13 protein-coding genes are annotated in these 20,246 nt (G+C 44.3%); 8 read left to right on the forward strand and 5 right to left on the reverse strand.

Annotation, left to right across the window (positions count from 1 at the left end; genetic code table 11):
- Positions 1-27: 27 nt before the first annotated feature.
- From F3J22_RS04570 to F3J22_RS04590, 5 genes are all read left to right on the forward strand, one after another.
- Positions 28-879, forward strand: a complete 852-nt coding sequence (locus F3J22_RS04570; protein WP_167014736.1) for a hypothetical protein — start codon at positions 28-30, stop codon at positions 877-879.
- Positions 880-1,117: 238 nt separating this feature from the next.
- Entirely contained in the window at positions 1,118-1,906 is a 789-nt protein-coding gene (locus F3J22_RS04575; RefSeq protein WP_167014738.1) for a hypothetical protein, read from the forward strand.
- 133 nt (positions 1,907-2,039) lie between these two features.
- Positions 2,040-5,417 carry a transcription-repair coupling factor gene (gene mfd, locus F3J22_RS04580; protein WP_167014740.1) on the forward strand — a complete coding sequence of 1,126 codons (3,378 nt, stop codon included), beginning with the start codon at positions 2,040-2,042 and terminating at the stop codon, positions 5,415-5,417.
- A gap of 158 nt (positions 5,418-5,575) precedes the next feature.
- On the forward strand, positions 5,576-6,286 hold the full coding sequence (locus F3J22_RS04585) for an SIMPL domain-containing protein (RefSeq protein WP_167014742.1): 711 nt from the start codon (positions 5,576-5,578) through the stop codon (positions 6,284-6,286).
- 206 nt (positions 6,287-6,492) lie between these two features.
- Positions 6,493-7,197, forward strand: coding sequence for an SIMPL domain-containing protein (locus F3J22_RS04590; protein ID WP_167014744.1), 705 nt, complete (start codon positions 6,493-6,495; stop codon positions 7,195-7,197).
- 84 nt (positions 7,198-7,281) lie between these two features.
- Here the strand turns inward: F3J22_RS04590 and F3J22_RS04595 are convergent, their stop codons facing one another.
- Positions 7,282-10,503, reverse strand: coding sequence for a carboxypeptidase regulatory-like domain-containing protein (locus F3J22_RS04595; RefSeq protein ID WP_167014746.1), 3,222 nt, complete (start codon positions 10,501-10,503; stop codon positions 7,282-7,284).
- Positions 10,504-10,811: 308 nt separating this feature from the next.
- The gene (locus tag F3J22_RS04600) at positions 10,812-11,270 is read right to left on the reverse strand and encodes a hypothetical protein (RefSeq protein WP_167014748.1); all 459 of its coding nucleotides are present in this window, start codon (positions 11,268-11,270) and stop codon (positions 10,812-10,814) included.
- A 345-nt stretch (positions 11,271-11,615) separates the two neighbouring features.
- Between F3J22_RS04600 and F3J22_RS04605 the strand changes: the two genes are divergently transcribed.
- Positions 11,616-12,938, forward strand: a complete 1,323-nt coding sequence (locus F3J22_RS04605; RefSeq protein ID WP_167014750.1) for an ATP-binding protein — start codon at positions 11,616-11,618, stop codon at positions 12,936-12,938.
- 3 nt (positions 12,939-12,941) lie between these two features.
- Positions 12,942-14,162 (forward strand): lipopolysaccharide assembly protein LapB, encoded by a 1,221-nt coding sequence (locus F3J22_RS04610; protein ID WP_167014752.1) that lies wholly within the window; start codon positions 12,942-12,944, stop codon positions 14,160-14,162.
- An 82-nt stretch (positions 14,163-14,244) separates the two neighbouring features.
- Here the strand turns inward: F3J22_RS04610 and gyrB are convergent, their stop codons facing one another.
- Entirely contained in the window at positions 14,245-16,224 is a 1,980-nt protein-coding gene (gyrB, locus tag F3J22_RS04615) for a DNA topoisomerase (ATP-hydrolyzing) subunit B (protein WP_167014754.1), read from the reverse strand.
- A gap of 133 nt (positions 16,225-16,357) precedes the next feature.
- Positions 16,358-18,034 (reverse strand): hypothetical protein, encoded by a 1,677-nt coding sequence (locus tag F3J22_RS04620; RefSeq protein ID WP_167014756.1) that lies wholly within the window; start codon positions 18,032-18,034, stop codon positions 16,358-16,360.
- Positions 18,035-18,207: 173 nt separating this feature from the next.
- Here F3J22_RS04620 and F3J22_RS04625 point away from each other — a divergent pair, with 173 nt between their 5' ends.
- The gene (locus F3J22_RS04625; RefSeq protein WP_167014757.1) at positions 18,208-19,131 is read left to right on the forward strand and encodes an AraC family transcriptional regulator; all 924 of its coding nucleotides are present in this window, start codon (positions 18,208-18,210) and stop codon (positions 19,129-19,131) included.
- Between the two features lie 532 nt (positions 19,132-19,663).
- Here F3J22_RS04625 and F3J22_RS04630 read toward each other — a convergent pair.
- Positions 19,664-20,131, reverse strand: a complete 468-nt coding sequence (locus F3J22_RS04630; protein WP_167014759.1) for a PepSY-like domain-containing protein — start codon at positions 20,129-20,131, stop codon at positions 19,664-19,666.
- Positions 20,132-20,246: the final 115 nt, after the last annotated feature.

The raw sequence follows: 20,246 nt of genomic DNA on the forward strand, positions 1-20,246 counted from the left end.
ATATCCTATATCTAACTGATCATTAAAATGAAAAATGTTAAACTCCTAACCGGCGCGATAGCCGTCATGCTCTCTATCTATTCCTGTACTAAAACGGATAACCCTTCGCCTGATACAAATACGAATCCAGGCACGGATCCGGGAACAAATCCGATAGTAGTTACTGCAGCGCCCCTACTGGACTCCCTGATCGAAATTGAAAACAACGGTACGCCATACAACTGGATTTTCAGGTATAATACCGATAGTACGTTGCAGGCGGAACTCCACTCCAGCGGCGCTAAACCGGTGGTTCCATATGGTGATTTCTTTACCTACAATTCCAAAAAACAGGTTGTACGACACAATTATGCTAATCCTGCAAATATCCAGGATACATTGGCAAGCGATTACTATTATGTGTATGATAACGCAGGCCGGCTGGCATTGACGAAATCAAAAGCAGGTATAGTAGTGGATTCTTTTGTGTATAACGATAAGAGCCGCCTCTCCGGTAAGTTTGGGTTTGACGGAAAAAGACTTCGCACGGAAGAGGTTTTCACCTGGACAGGTAACAATCTTACATTGATCAAAAGCACGCAGTATTTGATAGACCAAAAGGATCCATATATCAGGACTTATGCCTACAAATATGACGATAAGAAAAATGCCGCTATTAATGTACGTGCATGTGCTGTATATACGCGTAGTGAAATGGATTATTGGTTAAGTGAAAATAATTGTACGCAGATTGTTGAAACAGAACCGGCAAGTACCACCACTACCAGTTTTACATTCACTTATAATGATAAAAATTATCCGGTTAGCGCAAGCTACACAGTGAAAGATGGTACTACTACCCTTAAAACAGGGACACAGCGTTTTGTCTATAAAAAGTAACACTGTTTTTTATGTGTAAAGAATAAAGGAAGGTAGGTTGCCTTCCTTTATTTTTATAATAGAACTGACTCAAGGAGATTAAAGTTATTTTTATCTAGATAATTGAAATTGATTGTTTTATCAGAAAATATATAATTTTATATAAATTTTAAATATTTGAAAGGCAGATTATCTGGAGTTAAATCATTTGGATAGATGTCTGAATAGTAAACTGTAGTAATTTAATCGGTACCATACTATGAAATCAATGTTATCCGCAGCAATACTGCTGGCAATTTTTTTGATGGCTTGTTCTAAATCTGATGTAGAGCAACCAATCACACCGATAGATCCTGTTGTTACTCCACCCAAACAGGCATTACTGGATTCTGTCTATATCGAATCTGGCAACGATGTAGAATACCAGAATTTTATCTACAATGCAGATAGTTCGCTGGGAAAAAGCTACTGGCAACAGTCTTCAGGTAACTTACTTGGCTACTATTACAAGTACCAGAATAATAGAATGGCTGCTGTATGGCTGAACTATAAAGTGGGCAGAAGCGATTCTACCGAATATGCAACATTTACGTATGCTGCAAATGGCACTATTTCTACTGCCATGGTACAGGGATACAAGTATTCATATGAATTCGATGCACAAAAGCAACTGGTGAAAAAACACACGTTTGGATCAGACAATTCACTGCAACATACTTACACCTACACCTGGCAGAACAGTAACCTGGTTAAGGAAGTTGATTCTGTATTCAATGGCCTGGATCTAAAGGTAAATACTTACACCTATACCTATGATAATAAAATAAATCCCTATCGGATGATAACGGCTGCGGCTTTTATTGTAGATGAGGATATGCCGTTGATAAACTTGTCTGCAAACAATATCGTAAAGCAGGAAGAAGTATATTACGGCAATAATTATACTTACATTTATAATTATACCTATAATGAAAAGAATTATCCGTTGACCTGTGTTACCAATAACGGTCACCTCGATTTTAAATACAGGTATATCTATAAAAAATAAGTGCTGTTTACGGAAGTAATAAATACTATATAATTTTTTTTAATAAGAAAGAGATACGGTCACCGTATCTCTTTCTTATTTTAACGTTCTCCTTACTACAAAAATTTATTTTCTTCGTATCTTTGCAGCCTTCATGAATTTACAAGCCGTAATAAATCTATATCAGCGGGATGCACGTCTGCAATCCCTGGTGAAAGGGCTTCAGACCCCCACCCCACAGTACTTCCAGCTCTCTAACCTGAACGGAAGTTCGATCAATTTTGTGGTGGTAAGTACCTGGGCCCAGGCAGACGCAAACCATCTCTTTATCCTCAACGATAAAGAGGAAGCGGCCTATTTTCAAAACGACCTGGAACAACTCTCCCAGGCGCTCGATATCTTCTATTTCCCGGACTCTTTCAAGAAAACCGGTCAGTTCTCCGATCTCAACAGCAGTCATAGCATGTTGCGGACTGAAGCATTGATGAAATTCTCCGGAGATGCTTCCCGGAAAAAGATCCTGGTAACCTACCCCGAAGCCCTCTGGGAAAAGGTAGCTGCCAGCAGAGCCTTCAATGCCAACATGGTGCAACTCAAGGTAGGTGATGTGCTTAAAGTAGATCCCCTCCTGGAAAAGCTGGTGGAATGGGGCTTCCATTACACCGACTTCGTATACGAGCCCGGCCAGTACGCGCTGAGAGGCGGTATCCTCGATATCTACTCCTTCGGTAATGATAAACCATATCGTGTGGAGTTATTCGGGGAAGATATTGATTCCATCCGCTTATTTGATCCGGAAACACAGCTCTCCGAACGCAAACTGAACCAGGTGACGCTCATCGCCAACATGGACACCCGTGCGGCAGAGCACCAGAAAACCTCCCTCCTGGAATTCCTCCCGGAAAATACGGTTGTCTGGATGAAAGATCCTGAATACATCCGCGGGGTAATCGAACAGATGGAACAACGACTGGACGATTTCCTGCAAACCGGCAATAAAGTACGGGTAGACGAAGACGATGAAATGACCATCACTGAGGAAGACTTCGTTAAAGCCGCCCCTATCATGGAACAGCTGCTCAAAAGAACAGCCATCACCTTCGGTAGCAAAAACTGGTTTGCAGAAAACGGACTCCCTGCCACAGATATTACTTTCGATACGCTCGAACAACCTGTTTTTAACAGGCAGTTTGATATGCTGCTGAAAGACCTCGGCACACATAACGCCAACAAATATTCACTGTTTATATTCGCTGATAACCCACGTCAGCTGGAACGTTTACGCTCCATCTTTGAAGACCTGAAAGCATCTTTTGTATTCTATCCGATTCCAGTGCCTATCAGTAAAGGTTTTATCGACCATTCACTGAAACTGGTATGCTATACAGACCATCAGATATTCCAGCGTTTTCATAAATCAAAGGTAAGGCAGGCCTACAATAAGAATAAGGCCATTACCATGAAAACCCTGCGTGAACTGCAGCCGGGCGACTATGTAACCCATATCGATCACGGTGTCGGCGTTTACAGCGGGTTACAGAAGATAGAATCCGGTGGGAAAATGCAGGAAGCCATCCGTATTATTTACAAAAACAACGACCTGTTGTATGTAAATATCAACTCACTGCATAAAATCAGTAAATATACCGGTAAAGAAGGCCAGGAACCGCGGGTGAATAAACTGGGCAGCGATGCCTGGGATAAGCTCAAGGAAAAGGCTAAAACACAGGTAAAAGATATAGCTAAAGACCTGATCCAACTCTATGCCGTGCGCAAAGCACAGCAAGGGTTCTCTCATACGCCTGATACCTACCTCCAGACAGAACTGGAAGCATCCTTCATCTATGAGGATACTCCGGACCAGAGTAAGGCAACAGCCGATGTGAAGAGAGACATGGAATCACCGTCACCTATGGACCGCCTCGTATGCGGCGACGTAGGCTTCGGAAAAACAGAAGTAGCCGTACGCGCTGCCTTTAAGTCTGTTGTGGATGGTAAACAGGCCGCCGTACTGGTACCTACCACCATCCTGGCATTCCAGCACTATAAAACTTTCTCAGAGCGTCTGAAAGATTTCCCTTGTACAGTGGATTATCTTAACAGATTTAAATCTTCAAAAGAGAAAAAAGAAACACTCAAACGCCTGGAAGAAGGTAAGATAGATATCATCATTGGCACCCACGCCCTGCTGGGGAAAGATGTGAAATTCAAAGATATCGGTGTACTCGTAGTAGATGAAGAACAAAAGTTCGGCGTGAGTGCAAAAGAGAAACTGAAACAAATCAAACACAACGTTGATACACTTACACTAACGGCAACGCCTATCCCAAGGACATTGCAGTTCTCACTCATGGGTGCCCGCGATCTCTCCATCATCAATACACCGCCGCCTAACAGGCAGCCTATCGAAACGGAAGTGCACGTGTTCGACCATGATATGATCCGGGACGCGATCTATTATGAAACCGAACGCGGCGGCCAGGTATATTTCGTATACAACCGTGTTAAAGGCCTCGGCGAAATGTCGGCGCTCATCCAGGGACTCTGTCCTGATCTTTCCATTGCTACCGCCCACGGACAAATGGAAGGCCACCAGCTGGAAGAAGTTATTCTCGATTTTATCGATCGTAAATACGACGTACTGGTTTGTACCAACATCGTGGAAAGCGGTGTGGATATCCCTAACGCCAATACGATCATCATCAATAATGCACACCACTTCGGACTCAGCGATCTCCATCAGCTGCGCGGACGCGTAGGACGCAGTAACAAGAAAGCATTCTGTTACCTCATCGCCCCGCCAATGAGCACGCTGCCTGCCGATAGCCGCAAACGCCTGCAAACACTGGAACAACACAGTGAACTGGGCTCCGGTTTCCAGATCGCCATGCGCGACCTCGATATCCGCGGCGCCGGTAACCTGCTCGGTGGTGAACAGAGCGGATTCATGGCGGAAATCGGTTTCGATATGTACCAGAAAATCCTGGACGAAGCCATCCGTGAACTGAAACAAAACGAATTCCGCGACCTCTTCAAAGAACAACTGGAAGAGAAAAAAGACTTCGTCAGCGACTGTACCATCGATACAGACCTGGAAATTCTCATCCCGGATACCTATATCGAAAGTATCCAGGAACGCCTGAACCTCTACCAGGAACTGGACAATATCGTCGAGGAATCCAGGCTGAAAGCTTTCGAAGGGGAACTGGCAGACCGTTTCGGACCACTGCCGGAACCAGTGAAAGACCTGCTCACCATGATCCGTTGCCGTTGGATGGCCATCCAGCTGGGCTTCGAGAAAATGATGCTCAAAGAAGAAAGCCTGCGCTGCTACTTCATCAATAACCCGGATTCCCCGTACTTCGAGTCCCCTACGTTTAATCACTTATTAACGTATATCCAGACCCGTACCAACAACGCCAAACTCAAACAGGTAGGTAAAAACTTCATGCTTGTGGCCAGTCGTATCAAAAATATGAACGACCTGTACGACTTCCTCAGAGGTATGACCGACAGCCGCAACGAAAAATAACCTGCTTTAAACTATATAACTTGATAACCCGGATGCCAGCATCCGGGTTATTTTGCTTTATAAAACCCTTTGCAGACTTGAAATCAAGCCAATCTTTTCCATTTTTAACATTTTGCTTTCTTTTCTTCTGATATATTGCCCGAAACAAACCTATAATTATGAAACAGGTCATTGCATTCGTAGCAGCCTTAGTACTGTACGTCAATTCCTATGCACAACAATTAGATAAGAGAGATATCCAGCGTACCATCGAAGTAACCGGATCAACGGAGATTCAGGTAGTTCCCGACGAAATATATTTCGATATCTCCCTGAAAGAATACATGAAATCAAGAGAAAAGATAGAAATAGCTATCCTGGAAAAACAGCTGTTGCAGGCCGTGGAAGCGGCCGGAATATCCAAAGACAATCTAACTATCGATAATGTATTTGGATTTGGTCGTAACTGGGTAGGAAGTAAAAAGAACCCCGTAGAATTCCTCTCCAGCAGAAATTATAAACTAAAACTGCAAAACCTGGATAAAATTGATCAGATCCTGAATGCCATAGACGCCCTGGGTATTGAAAAAGCCAGTATCGCTTCCGTAAATTCCACAAAGATGGCTATGTATCGCCGGCAGGCTAAAGTACAGGCTACAAAGGTGGCCATGGAAAAAGCGACGGAGATGCTGGCTGTTATTGGTGCTAAATTAGGACAGGTAATAACTGTGACAGAAGTTGATGAACCGAATTTCCTGTCATCCTATAAAAATACTTATTCCAATAGTATAATGAATAATTTTATGGAGAATGAAAATAATAGCACCGATTTAAATGTGAAATCAATAAAGGTAACTGCCAAAGTAAAAGCTACTTTTGCTGTGCTGTAGCTGCCCTGGTCTTTCCCGGAACTAATAAGTAACCCTACCCTTGTAACTTTTTTTCTCTTGCAATCGTTTCAATTATAGTCTATAACAGATTATTAATTAAACTATTTAAAAATTTTTTCACCGCTCTTATGGAATCGTATCTGTACGTAGCATCATAAGGGTGTTAAACGAAAAAGCACATTTATTAAAAGAAAAAAAGTTGAGTCATGAAAAAGGTAATGTTATTAGCCGCAGGATTATTTTTAGCCGTTAGCTCTTTTGCCCAGAACGCAAATGTCAAGGAACCAGAAAAGAAAATCGAAGTAACTGGTTCTGCAGAAATAGAAATCACTCCTGACGAAATCTATGTGGATATCTCCCTGAAAGAATATCAGAAAAATAAAACGAAGGTAGATATCTCCACACTGGAAAAACAACTGGTGAAAGCCGTTGCTGATGCTGGTCTTCCTAAAGAAAGCCTGACCATCGAAAACGTGGCCGGTTCCAACTACACCTGGCCTCGTAAAAAGAAAGATCCGGTAGAGTTTATGGCAAGCAAACAATATCGTCTTAAACTGAACAAGCTGGATAAAATTGACCAGATCCTCGGTGCTGTAGATGATGAAGGTATCGAAAACACCCGCATCTCTTCTTACAGTTCTTCTAAAATGCAGGAGTACCGTAAAGAAGCTAAAATAAAAGCGTTGCAGGCTGCTAAAGCTAAAGCGGAATATATGGTAGCTGCACTCGGCGAAAAAATGGGTAGCATCATCGAAATCCAGGAAATCAATACGGATAACTACACAGACGTAAGACCAATGATGGCGCAGTTCAACGCTAAAATGGCTTCTGCTGATGGTTACACTTCTGACATCGAATTTAAAACTATTAAAGTTCGCGCTGAAGTAAGAACTGTATTCTCTATCAAATAATTAATCAGGTACTGTTTCAATAAAAAAAGAGCGCTGTCCGTATGGACAGCGCTCTTTTTATTTATATAATCTTACTAACTCAGATTAGAAGCTATATCTCAGACCCAGTTGCATTTGTGAACGGGAACCGAAGAAGTCAGTTGCGTAAGGTACGCCTGGGTTAGCCCAGGTGTAAACTGGCTGACCGTTTGCCACTGATTTAGATTTCAGACCAACGCTGGAAGTAGAGTTGAAGGTGTTAGGAGAGAATGTCTGTACACCCCAGTTTTTGTTCAGCAGGTTAGTCAGGTTCACGATATCATAAGTTAATGTGATAGTGTGAGTGCGTTTAGCAGTTTTGATGTTGAAATCCTGTGTCAGACGGAAGTCAGCCTGGTAGTTCCAAGGAGTACGACCACCGTTACGCTCAGTGAAGTTGCCTTTACGACCGCTCAGGTATTTGTTGCCATCAACGTAAGCCATGAAGTCAGCAGCTTGCTGTGCGGCAGTTTTACCACCAGCGATGTCAGCGAAGAAGTTAGTTGCCTGTGCTACATCTTTAGGGATGTAAGCTAAGCTAACCTGCTGTGGAGTACCCTGTACAGTAGCGTTCACGAAACCATAAGTGAATGCAGTACCAGACTGTGCGTTGAAGAACAGGCTGAAGTTGGTAACCCATTTACCTTTAGTGCCCCAGTCTTGTTTGTAGTTAACTGTTGCAACGATACGGTGACGGATGTCGAAGTTAGAGTAAGCCAGTCCTGGGTTGTTAGGGTTCAGGGCCTGGTTCAGCTGCCAGTTAGACTCCATAGAGTTACGGATACCGTTGGTGATGTCTTTAGCCTGACCGTAAGTATAAGCAGTCATGAAGTTCAGACCCCAAGGGAAGGTTTTGCTAACCTGACCGGTGATGCTGTAACGGTAACCTTTATCAGTGTTAGATAACAGGTAAGCGTTAGTGAACAGTGGGTTGATACCTTTACCAGAGAAAATAGGCTGTTGCTTATTTACATCGTAAACATAGTAAGTAGGGTTGTCAACCAGGTTCACCTGTTGGAACATCAGGTCTTTGATAACTTTAGTATAGATACCTTCTGCAGTGAATTTCCACTGGTCAGCAGTTGTGTAGTCGAATGCGAGGCTGCTTCTCCATACCTGTGGCATTTTGAAGTTGTTGTCGATCATATCTACCTGGGTAGCACCTGCAGCGTTGGTAACGTCTACACCATTCTGTTTCGCGAAATCAGCGATACCGTTTGGTGAAGGTTTGGCAGCAGGATTAGGTGTATTTACAAAAGCCTTGCTGGAAGATTTCTGATCGTAAGCACCGAAAGTTACACCGTTGTTGTAGAATGCATAACCTAACCATGCGAAAGGAATACGACCTGTGAAGAAGCCGCTACCACCACGTAACACCATAGAGTTGTCACCTTTGATGTCGTAGTTGAAACCTAAGCGTGGAGAGATCTGTACGTTATTCAGGAAGTCATTTTTGATATCCTGTGGTTTAGTGTAGGTATAAGTGGTACCGTAGTTGGCATCAACTGGTGCGTGGATTGTTTTGTCGCTCAGTGGTTGCTTGTTAGGAATACCAGTATAGTCTAAACGGATACCTGGAGTGATTTTGAAACGGTCAGTCAGTTGGATTTCATCCTGTCCGTACAGGCTCAGCAGGTTAGCTTTGAACTGTGCAGGAGGATTAGCCATGATCGCATCACGTGAGTTGTTGGTATAGTTGTAGTTACCACGTACACGGGATGGATTGTTGTTCAGGAAGTCTTCTACGGAAGAGTAGTCCAGACGACCGTTCCAGGAGTTAACAAAACCATAGGTAATGTTGTAGAACTCATTGTGAGTACCTATGGTGAATGTATTTTTACCTTTGAAGATGGTAACGTTATCAGTTACTTCAAAAGTTTTCTGTTTCATGTTGAAGATACTTGCTTCACGGTCAGTACCGAGGAAGATAGTAGTACCAGGCGTTCTGCCGGCAATCTGGATCTGCGGAGTAGCAGGATCAGACAGTGGCGTACGGTAGTCATGTACAGAAGAATAACCCAGGATCAGGCTGTTGGAAACAGACTGGTTGAAGTTAGATTTCAGTTCAGCTACAGTGGAAGTCTGGTTGTTGGTTTGTACGAAGTCAATGCCTTTGAAACGGAAGTTCTGTTGGTCACGTTCCAGGTTAGTTGCTTCAGAAGTAATAGTGTTGTTACGCAGCGACAGGGTATGTTTACCATTGATGTGCCAGTCGAGGCGGTTGAAGAATTTTGTGGAGTTAGAGTAGATGCTGGTGTTACCATAGGTACCTGCGTCTACGCCATATTCTTTCATTTTGTCGCTGATAGCTTTTGCATCAGCTTCGCTCAGAATGTTGGCAGACAGTTTGGAACCTGCAGCGAGGATAACCGGATCTACACGACGGGTGATTTCTTCGTTGGTGAAGAAGAATAATTTGTTCTTGATGATAGGGAAACCTAAACGGATACCAGTCTGGTAATCGTGGAAATCGCTAGGCAGTTTGGAACCGTCGCCAGCTTTGTCTTTACCGATCATACCGGCAGTACGGCCATAACCGTATACAGAACCGTGGAACTCGTTGGTACCGCTGCGGGTTACCGCGTTGATAGAACCACCGAGGAAGTTACCAACTTTAACATCGAATGGAGCCAGTAAAACCTGTACATCCTGGATCGCATCCAGAGATACCGGGTTAGTACGGGTAGAGCTACCTGGCTGTCCGCTGGTATTGCTCTGGCCACCCATAGATGGACTGAAACCAATCGCATCGTTGTTGATGGCACCATCTAATGTTACGTTGTTGTAACGATAGTTAGTACCAAGGAAAGAGTTGTTGCTGCTCTGTGGAGTGATTTTGGTCATGTCCTGCAGGCTGCGGTTCAGGGAAGGGATACGTTTGATCTGCTCCTGACCTACTCTCGTGCCTTGTTTGTTACCAGCAGCACCAGTAATTACTACCTCATTCAGGGCTTTGCTCTCTTCACCCAGTTTGAAAGTGAAGTTGTTAGAACCTAATCCCAGGTTGAGGTCTGCTTTCTCTTCGCTTTTAAAGCCGATGAAAGAAACAGTGATGGTATAAGGACCACCAGGATTGAGGTTGGAGATGAAGTAGCGTCCTTCAGCATTTGTTTGCGTACCGGCTTTAATACCAGTTGAAACGTTGAGTGCTACTACCGTTGCGCCAGGGATAGCCTGTCCTTTTGCGTCGGACACCTTCCCGGATACTGTTGATGTAGTTACCTGAGCTTGCGCACTGTAAAAGAACAATACTATAAAGCTAGCTAATAACGTAATAAATGATTTCATAAAAGTTGCTGTCTGTATTTACTCCGCAAAGGACGCAACGCAATACAACCAGAATGTTACCGAATCATTACGGAATTGTTAAGAGAGTGATTTGGTTAACATATTTAGATAATTTTCTCTTCAAAAAATGTTTAAAAAGTATCGGTTTGATGAACTTAGTGTTAACAGAATCCTTAGGTTATGTTAAATTTTATTTTGATGTTGAACAATTTCAGGCATTTGACGCTTCGTTTTTTCTGGCTTCTATACCCAATAAATAGCCCCGCCTATATAGGCAGGGCGTCGTAATAACTTAAAACGATGATTTACTAATAATTGACTTGAAAAGTCCCGTCCGTTAAAGGTTTTTCAATTTCACCACTGGTTAAATTACCGAAGAACGTTCCTTCGGCGTGTTTACTATTGATGCTAGTTAAGTTAATTGTTACACCAGTACCTACATTATAATATGATACGGTACCCGTGTTGATATCAGATAATGTTACAAAGATGTCTGTGGTATATTTTCCCGCAACTGCAGAATCAGCAAAGATGATCTGAAGATCCATATGCTGCCTGAAATTGTTGGTAACGCCGTCAATGGTCAGTATAGGCTTGCCCGTTTCCTTGTCCACACCCAGTGATGCCTCCGTAGAGGACGACTGATAAATACTATCGCCTATCTTAAAAGTAAAAAAGCTCTTGGGAGATACATCCTTCTTCGACTCACATCCGGTAATAAATAGCCCCACAGCAAGTATTGCTGTTAACCAAAGTTTAAATCGCATAATTTCAGTTTTTATAGGAATGATATGCTTTTACCTGTCACCCCGGTATGTATGGTGTCAATTCATAGGTATGGTAAACTGCTGGCCGTTACTGTCCAATTTCAAGCCCGACCAGCAATCTTTTTAAATCGACATAGGTCTGCCGGTTGCCTCGGTGGCATAGGGATAAATGCAGATGCAATATAATGCATATATTATAAATTATATAAATAAATTATAAGAAAAAATTGTTATGCTTAGGCAGATGCCCACATTTTCTCCCTAAAACCCATATTTAACAATATTTTTTAAACCTAATCGGCTATAATTACGATCTTACGCCCCTAATAATCAATAGCGCACATTATGTCAGCGGAAGTGATCAAACAATTACAGGAAGCCGTGCAGTTTTCTCCGGAAAATGTGCCCCTGCGTTTACATCTTGCACAGGTGCTTCTTCAGGACTATCAATATATTCAGGCAGAAGAACAATACAGGAAAGTACTCGAGCTTTCCCATGATAATATACCAGCACAGCTCGGACTGGCCCGCACCTTCTATCACCAGCAGAAATATTCTGTGGCCATAGTAGTGCTGGAACAACTGGAACACCAGGAGCCAGACAATTTCGACGCCCTGCTCCTGCATTGCCGCATCCTGGTAAAGGAAAACTCGCTGGAAGCAGCACGCGACAAGTACCAGCACATGCTGGAACTAAACCCGGGCTTCAGAGACGAAGCATTGGACGGCATCTTCAGAATGCCGCAACAACAGTATTCTCCAGCCGCTGAAGATGAGGAGGAAGAAATGGAAAAAATCTTCACCCTGGAAAAACCGGAAATCAACTTCAACGATGTTGGTGGCATGATCAGAGAAAAACAGGAAATAGACCTGAAAATCATCAAGCCACTGCAATTCCCTGATCTGTATAAAGCCTACGGCAAAAAAGCCGGTGGCGGTATCTTATTATATGGCCCTCCGGGCTGTGGTAAAACCTACCTGGCAAGAGCGACTGCCGGCCAGATTCAAGCCGAATTTATCAATGTCGGCATCCACGACGTACTGGATATGTGGATAGGTAACAGTGAAAAGAACCTGCACAGCTTATTTGAACTGGCACGCCAGTCAAAACCATGTGTACTCTTCTTCGACGAAGTAGATGCGCTGGGCGCTAACCGTACCTCCATGCGCAACAGCGGCGCCAGTCACCTGATCAACCAGTTCTTATCTGAAATGGATGGCATCGCCGCCAATAACGATAACGTGCTCATTATCGGTGCTACCAACGCCCCATGGAGCCTGGACCCTGCTTTCCGCCGTCCCGGGCGTTTCGACAGGATCATTTTCGTTGCACCTCCCGATCAGGAAGGCCGCGAAGAAATACTCAAAATTCAACTGAGAAATAAACCGACAGAAGATATCGATTACCGCGCTATCGCTAAAAATACTGCCGGCTATTCCGGCGCAGATCTGAAAGCAATCGTAGACCTGGCCATTGAAGACAAATTAATGGAGGCCTTACAGAAAGGCGTGCCACAACCTATCACGCAGAAAGAACTGCTGAAGGCCGCCAAAACACATAAGGCAACTACCCGCGAATGGTTTAATACAGCCCGTAACTACGCGCTCTATTCCAACGAGGCCGGCCTCTATGATGATGTTTTGAAATATCTGGATATTAAGAAATAAACTATGGCTTTTTTGATACAAAGGGCTCACCTGCTGCTGCAACAAGGCCGCGTTCAGGATGCTGTCACCACTTTAAGACAGCATCTGAGTACCTATGCCAACGATATAGACGGACTATATCTGCTGGCAATATGTTTCCTGGAGCTGGGTAATGTAGAGGAAGCAGAAAGTATTATCAGTAATGCCATCGGAATGGCGCCTGCTGATGACCGCTTCTACTATATCCGCGCCCAGATAGCCTTTAATAAAAGCCAGTATAACGCGGCTATTACGGCTATCAGCGAGGCTGTCAGTATTGACCCTAATGTTGCCGGCTACTTCGGCATGTGGAGCCAGATACTGATCATTAAACGCGATTTTAAGGAAGCACTGGAAAAAGCAGAAGAAGGACTGGCACTGGACCCTGAAAATGAAACCTGCCTCAACCTCCGCTCTACCGCCCTCTTTAACCTGGGCAAAAAAGAAGAGGCTTTCTCTGATTTACATATCGCGCTGGAACATAACCCGGAAAATGCCTATACCCACGCCAATCTCGGCTGGAAATTGCTGGAAAACGGCGACCATAAAAAAGCACTGGAACACTTCCGGGAGGCTTTAAAAATCGATCCTAACCAGCAATGGGCTAAAAGTGGAATGGTTCAGGCCATGCAGGCCCGCTACTGGCTGTTCCGCATGTTCCTGAAATATCAGTTCTTTATGGGCCGCCTCAGCTCCGGCATGCAATGGGGTGTGATCATCGGGCTGTTTATCATCACCCGGCTGGCGAGTACGCTGTTCTTTCCGTTAGCAGTACTGCTGGCGGTTATGGCGGTTTCTACCTGGCTGATAGGCCCTGTTAGTAACCTTTTCCTGCGCCTGAACCCTTATGGCCGCTACGCGCTTACAAAAGAACAAACACAGGTCTCCTCCATGGTGGGTGTCCTGATGGCAGTAGCCATCGTGGCTGGGTTCTCTTTCTGGCTGACAAACTTCGCTCCACTGCTGGCACTGGCCATATCAAGTGCCATCATGCTGCTGCCGGTTTCCAGTATATACAGCTCCGGCACCACCAAAGGCCGCCGCATCTTCCTGGTATATACGCTGACCTTATCAGTATTATCAGTGGCCGGTATCACCTGGACCTTCTTCGATAACGATCCATTTAATATATGTATGACCGTTATGGTAATAGGTGTCTTCATCTACCAGCTAATGGCAAATTTTGTACTTACCAGGGAAAGATAACCCGGTAAGATGATATAAAGCGAAAAGGTCTGGCAGATTATCTGCCAGACCTTTTCGCTTTATATAAAACAGTTGAATCGTCTTATGCGTCGATCTTCGCGTATTTCGCGTGAGATTCGATGAACTCCCTGCGTGGAGGTACTTCATCACCCATCAGCATACTGAATACACGGTCAGCTTCAGCAGCACTTTCAATAGTTACCTGCTTCAGCGTACGGTTATCAGGGTTCATGGTGGTATCCCACAGCTGCTCTGCGTTCATCTCACCAAGACCTTTATATCGCTGTACAGTTACACTGTCTTCACGGCTATTACCCGCAATACGTGCGATGGCGGCTTTACGCTGCTCTTCTGTCCAGCAGTATTCCTGCTCTTTACCTTTCTTAACAAGGTACAGTGGCGGTTGTGCGATATATACATAACCTTGTTCCACCATCGCTTTCATATAACGGAATATGAAAGTCAGGATCAGCGTCGCAATGTGACTACCATCCACGTCAGCATCCGTCATGATGATGAGCTTGTGGTAACGCAGCTTGGCCAGGTTCAGGGCTTTGTCGTCTTCTTCGGTACCGATGGTCACACCCAGTGCCGTAAAGATATTTTTGATCTCTTCGTTCTCGTAGATCTTGTGTTCCATGGCTTTTTCCACGTTCAGGATTTTACCCCTGAGCGGCAGAATCGCCTGGAACTGACGGTTACGGCCTTGCTTGGCAGTACCGCCCGCGGAGTCACCCTCAACCAGGTAGAGCTCACATTTTTCAGGATCGTTATCAGAACAATCGGCCAGTTTACCAGGTAAACCACTACCGGTCATTACAGACTTACGCTGTACCAGCTGACGTGCTTTACGCGCTGCTTCACGTGCCTGTGCGGCCAGTACCACCTTGTTGATAACGGTTTTGGCTTCACGTGGGTGCTCTTCCAGGTAAGCGTCCAGCACGTTTGCAACGGAGCTGTCCACGATACCCATTACATCAGAGTTACCCAGCTTGGTTTTGGTCTGGCCCTCAAACTGAGGCTCAGGAACCTTCACACTGATTACAGCGCTCAAACCTTCGCGGAAGTCATCTCCGGTAACTTCTACCTTGGATTTCTCAAATAATTTATTTTTATCACCATAGGATTTGAATACACGGGTGATGGCACGGCGGAAACCTGCAACGTGTGTACCTCCTTCAATGGTGTTGATATTGTTTACATAAGAGAAGATGCTTTCGCTGAATGAATCGTTATACAGCAAAGCTACTTCTACGGTTACGTTAGCGTCTTTGTCGAATGCTTCAATATAGATTGGAGAAGGCACCAGCGCATTTCTGCGACCGTTTTTATCCAGCATCTGTACAAACTCCTGGATACCGCCTTCACTATAGAAAACTTCTTTAAAAGGCTGTCCCTGTTCGTCTTTATCACGCTCATCAGTGAGGGTGATGCGGATCTGACGGTTCAGATATGCCAGTTCACGTAAACGACCTGCCAGGATTTCCCTGTTATAGGTAGTTTCTTTGAAGATTTCGTTATCTGGCTTGAAATGTACAGTAGTACCAGTGGTGTCGCTCACGCCGATTTCACGAACAGCATACTGCGGGATACCGCGATGATATTCCTGTTCGAATAATTTACCTTCACGACGTACAGTTACGTGCTGACGGCTACTTAATGCGTTTACGCAGCTCACACCTACCCCGTGCAAACCACCGGATACCTTGTAAGTGTTTTTGTCGAACTTACCACCGGCGTGAAGCACGGTCATTACCACCTCCAGTGCAGAACGGCCTTCTTTCGGGATAATACCGGTAGGAATACCACGTCCATCATCCACAACACGGATGGAATTATCTTCTAAGATAGTTACATCAATGTTTTTGCAATATCCGGCCAAAGCCTCATCAATGGAGTTGTCTACCACCTCATACACAAGGTGGTGTAACCCTTTGACTCCGATATCGCCAATGTACATGGCCGGGCGCTTGCGCACGGCTTCCAGTCCTTCCAATACCTGGATACTCCCCGCATCATAACCGTTGCTGGGGCTGGTTGCTTGCACTAATTCTTCGCTCATATGTTGGTGTAAAATCTATTAGAAATCTGTTTGAAATAAAATAAGTCGACAATCATGCAAAAGTACGAAAAATAAGCCTCATTTCAATAAAAAAGATACTGTTTTTAAGCCGGATGGATGTGGGTTTTTCTTTCTATATTTTTCCGGTCCCGACCGTCTCTTTTACCCCTTCCAGTATGGTTTTCCAGACCAGGTTAAAAAATGACTTCTGTATATCCCTTTGCAGCTGGGGTTTGGCTGTCCTAACGGGTTCGCCTATAGCGGGATTTGCGGGGTGCAAAGCCAGGATATTGGCGACCATACTGATCAGCCCTTTCCGTACAAACCCTTTACTGGTCTTATCCTGTTCCAGGATGGCTATCCGCAGATTGCTATAAAGCAGCTTCAGATTGCCCCCGGCTTTTCGTTCGTCTCCCCTGAGCTGGAAGGTCAGTTCCTTCAGGTCGCAGGAACGTATTTCCAGTTTGCCCAGTGGCTTCGTAACCGCGTTAAGGTCTTTGCCATTCATATTACTCAATTCCCCGGATACCCCAAAATTACCGGTTTTACTGCCCAAGGTAAAGTCGAAATGGGCTTTTAGCTTGCCGCTGCCCATAAAAATGGCGTCGAGGTCGGCAGTGAGCTGGTCATTGCGTGCCACCATGGAATCGATATTGGTTATATTCCGGAAGATGCCATTGATATTACTAAACCGGATGGTGCCGGTTTCATTGGTCAGCGGACTGGTTTCCGTGTACTGAATATGTACCCGCCTGCCTTCCAGGGTATCGATGAACAGGGGAATGGGTACCCTGGCCAGCTGCTGATTCGGGAACTGGCCCAGTTTGTCGCCCGGCGGCATAGGTGGCCGCCTGTCTCTGTATATATCGATATTCCCGCCATGTATGACTATTTTATCTGCCCATATCTGCTGGTCCTGCAATAGCCTGGTGATACTAAGATGTTCGGTACTGATATCCGAAAAGGAAAGCTGGTAATAATCCTGCTGAAAGCCGATTTTCTGCTGAAATTCTTCTTTACTTAATGCCGGCGTCATATCAAACTGGCCGATGTTGAAGATCTGTGCGGCCGCATCGTAGCTGATATTACGGATATTCATCCAATACAGACTGTCTTTGCTCATAAACCGGTAATCTCTCATCTTCACCACATAATTTCTTGCATAGAGGATCCTGCCCGGGTCTTCCAGGGCAAGGGAATCTATCAGAAAATCATTTACCAGGATACCCAGGTTACGAAACTGGTGAATAATCCGGGAGGAATCCTTCCTGATAAAAGTGTATTTAATGTTGGTACTGTCCAGCTGCAGGGTGCTGATCAGGATCGATTTCATTTTTGTGGAGATGTGCTCGTAGGCTGTTTCCTCTTTGCTGGTATCTACAACATTTTCATTTTCCTCGAGGATGACGTCGGGAGCAGTTACGGTAAGCTCGCTGGCACTAAGTACCTTACGCTGAAAGTACCGCCATGGTCTGAAGTATTTCAGCTGTAGTTTTTCCACCTTAAACTGATAGGTGGCTGAAGGCGCTATATGCTTTGCCAGCATCCTTTGGTAAACCGCCGAATCCAGGCGCATGCTGGCCTGTTCAACGGTAAGACTGCCGGTAAAAACATTCAGTCTGGCATCTTTGAACTCTGCTACATACAAACTGTCGGATATATCGCGCACATAGGATTTCAGCTCATTTCGTATCGTTTTGTTCCATCGTATATTCAGATATATACCCAGGGCCAGTACCGCTACAATAAGTACACTAAGTACCAGCAGCAATACTTTCAATCCCTTGTTAATATGAAACTTCCTTTCCATGTATAATTGATCTAAACGGAAATTACGCAAAATGGTTGTCTTGCTAAAGCGGAAAAAATTTTTAAGTTTTGTCAGATATATCGAAAAGTATCGATGAATTGTAACTCAATTGTCATATTCATTTTGAATTAATTCTGAATGCCTAAATTTGTGACGGATTTAACACTAGCGCGATGAAAGAAGTACAGGAAATATTGTCACTGGCCATTCCCCAGCCCGCCATGAGCGACCAATTGCAAATGGTAGAGCAGGATAATGTGTCGGTACCTGACTGTCTGGATTTCACCTTACAGCGGTTTACGTATGATAAGCCGTTGCCGGTGGAAGACGTCGCTATGGTGGTATATCAGCCGGCCAAGAGGGGAAGTTCTGCAGCAATTGAGTTACGTTATTGCGTAGCTGGCAATAAATACTGCGAAAATCCTTCCTGTACTGATCAGGCATGTGCGGAAGGTAAAAAAGGTGAATGTAAGGACCAGGCTGCTACGGTAGACCTGATTACTGTACGTTTTCAACCTGCATTTATACAATCCCTTCAGAAGGGCTCTACTACCGTTTCTTTCCTGGAAATGCAGAGCCGTAAACCCTTTGTGAAAACGATCCAGCCATGCACCAAATCCAAGGGTGTACTGGAAACGATGGTACATCACAATTACGAAGGGATGTTAAAGAACATCTTTTTACAAAGTAAGGCATTGGAGCTGCTATTATTCAGCTCTGATCAGTTTATAGAGAACGATACCGACGAGCGTTATGGTTGTCGTTTCCTGACACAGATGGAAGACCGTGAGAAGATAGAGAAGGCGCGTTCCATATTACTGGAGCAGCTGGATTCGCCGGTTACCATTCGTGATCTTGCCCGCAGAGTAGCCATGAATGAATGTTACCTGAAAAAAGGTTTCAAGGCGATGTACGGTACAACGATCTATGATTATTTCCAGAAAGAACGCATGGAAAAAGCGAAAGGATTGTTGTATGAGAAGGGCATGTCAGTGTCGGAAGTAGCTATGCTGATGGGGTATTCCTGCATTTCCCATTTTTCCACTGCATTCAAGAAGCACACGGGGCTTAAACCTTGTGAGTTACTGCTTCGTTAAACCCTCTACAGTAAAGGGTTTATAGTATTTTCCCATTTCGATTAATAGTTTTCCCGATCCGATATGCGGAAGCCGGAATATCGTCGTTTCTTTGTAACACGATAAGCAGATATCTATCTGCAATTCCTCAAGCTTCCTTATCAGATTTGACCATGGAAGAAACTTTAACTGGCAATTAAGTAAGTAAAGCCAAAAATACTTGCCTTATATATCAAACACCATTGAATAAAAGTGCAATTTTTGCCAGGAAAGATTTCGACCACAATATAAAATCGCCTCGCCTCCGCGGGGCGATTTTGTTTTTAGGTAAATGCTTATGCTGGCTGTTTGTCAGGAGATATACTTTATGGCAGACGTTGATATGCTATTGACCATGCATTTAAGCGCTTTTCTGACAGGTTTGGAGTCCGACCTGTCGTTGAGGTTGTCCTAAATAAAAAAAGCGCCTGAGGCGCCTTAAAATGAAAAACCCCGCCCAAAAGAGCAGGGTCTGTCCTATTTATCCCTATACCTATGAAATACGAATTTAATGCTATTCAGTGATGGTGCCTGCGTCGTTCAGTAGCACTGCCTTATCTGCACCATTGTCCTGAATATTAACCTTATAGTAGGCAGCAACATCTGCCCTTTCAATTTTCCAGCCATCTTTAATAGTGGCAGCCGGGTATTTTGTTTTCAGTGTTGTTGCCACTGATTCCGGCAGGTTTTGTGCGTCGTATTCGCTTTTGGTCGCTACCCAGCTTCCATCGGCGTTATACTGCGCAACAGTCTTTATATTATCTTTCAGGAAACTAACGTTCCAGAGTCCTGCACTAGTCTTTGTCCACTTGGCGTCAGTTGTACCCGCAAAATTCTGTTCAAAAGAGCTTTTCACTGCTACCGGAGCTTCTACAACTTTAACTGTAGCAGTTTTTGTTTTTTTAACTGATTTTTTTTGCTGTGCAAAAGTTATGCCGGAAGAGACTAAGACCGCGCAAATAATTAACGTCAACTTTTTCATAAAGAATGATATGGTTTTGCGTTGGGTTAAATTAATTACAAGGTTTCTCAATTCTTCTTCTCTGACACCAAAACAATGCCAAAAACGCAAAATAAGTACTCTTTATTGTAAATTA

The organism is Chitinophaga sp. Cy-1792 (assembly GCF_011752935.1).
Classification (GTDB): Bacteria; Bacteroidota; Bacteroidia; order Chitinophagales; family Chitinophagaceae; genus Chitinophaga.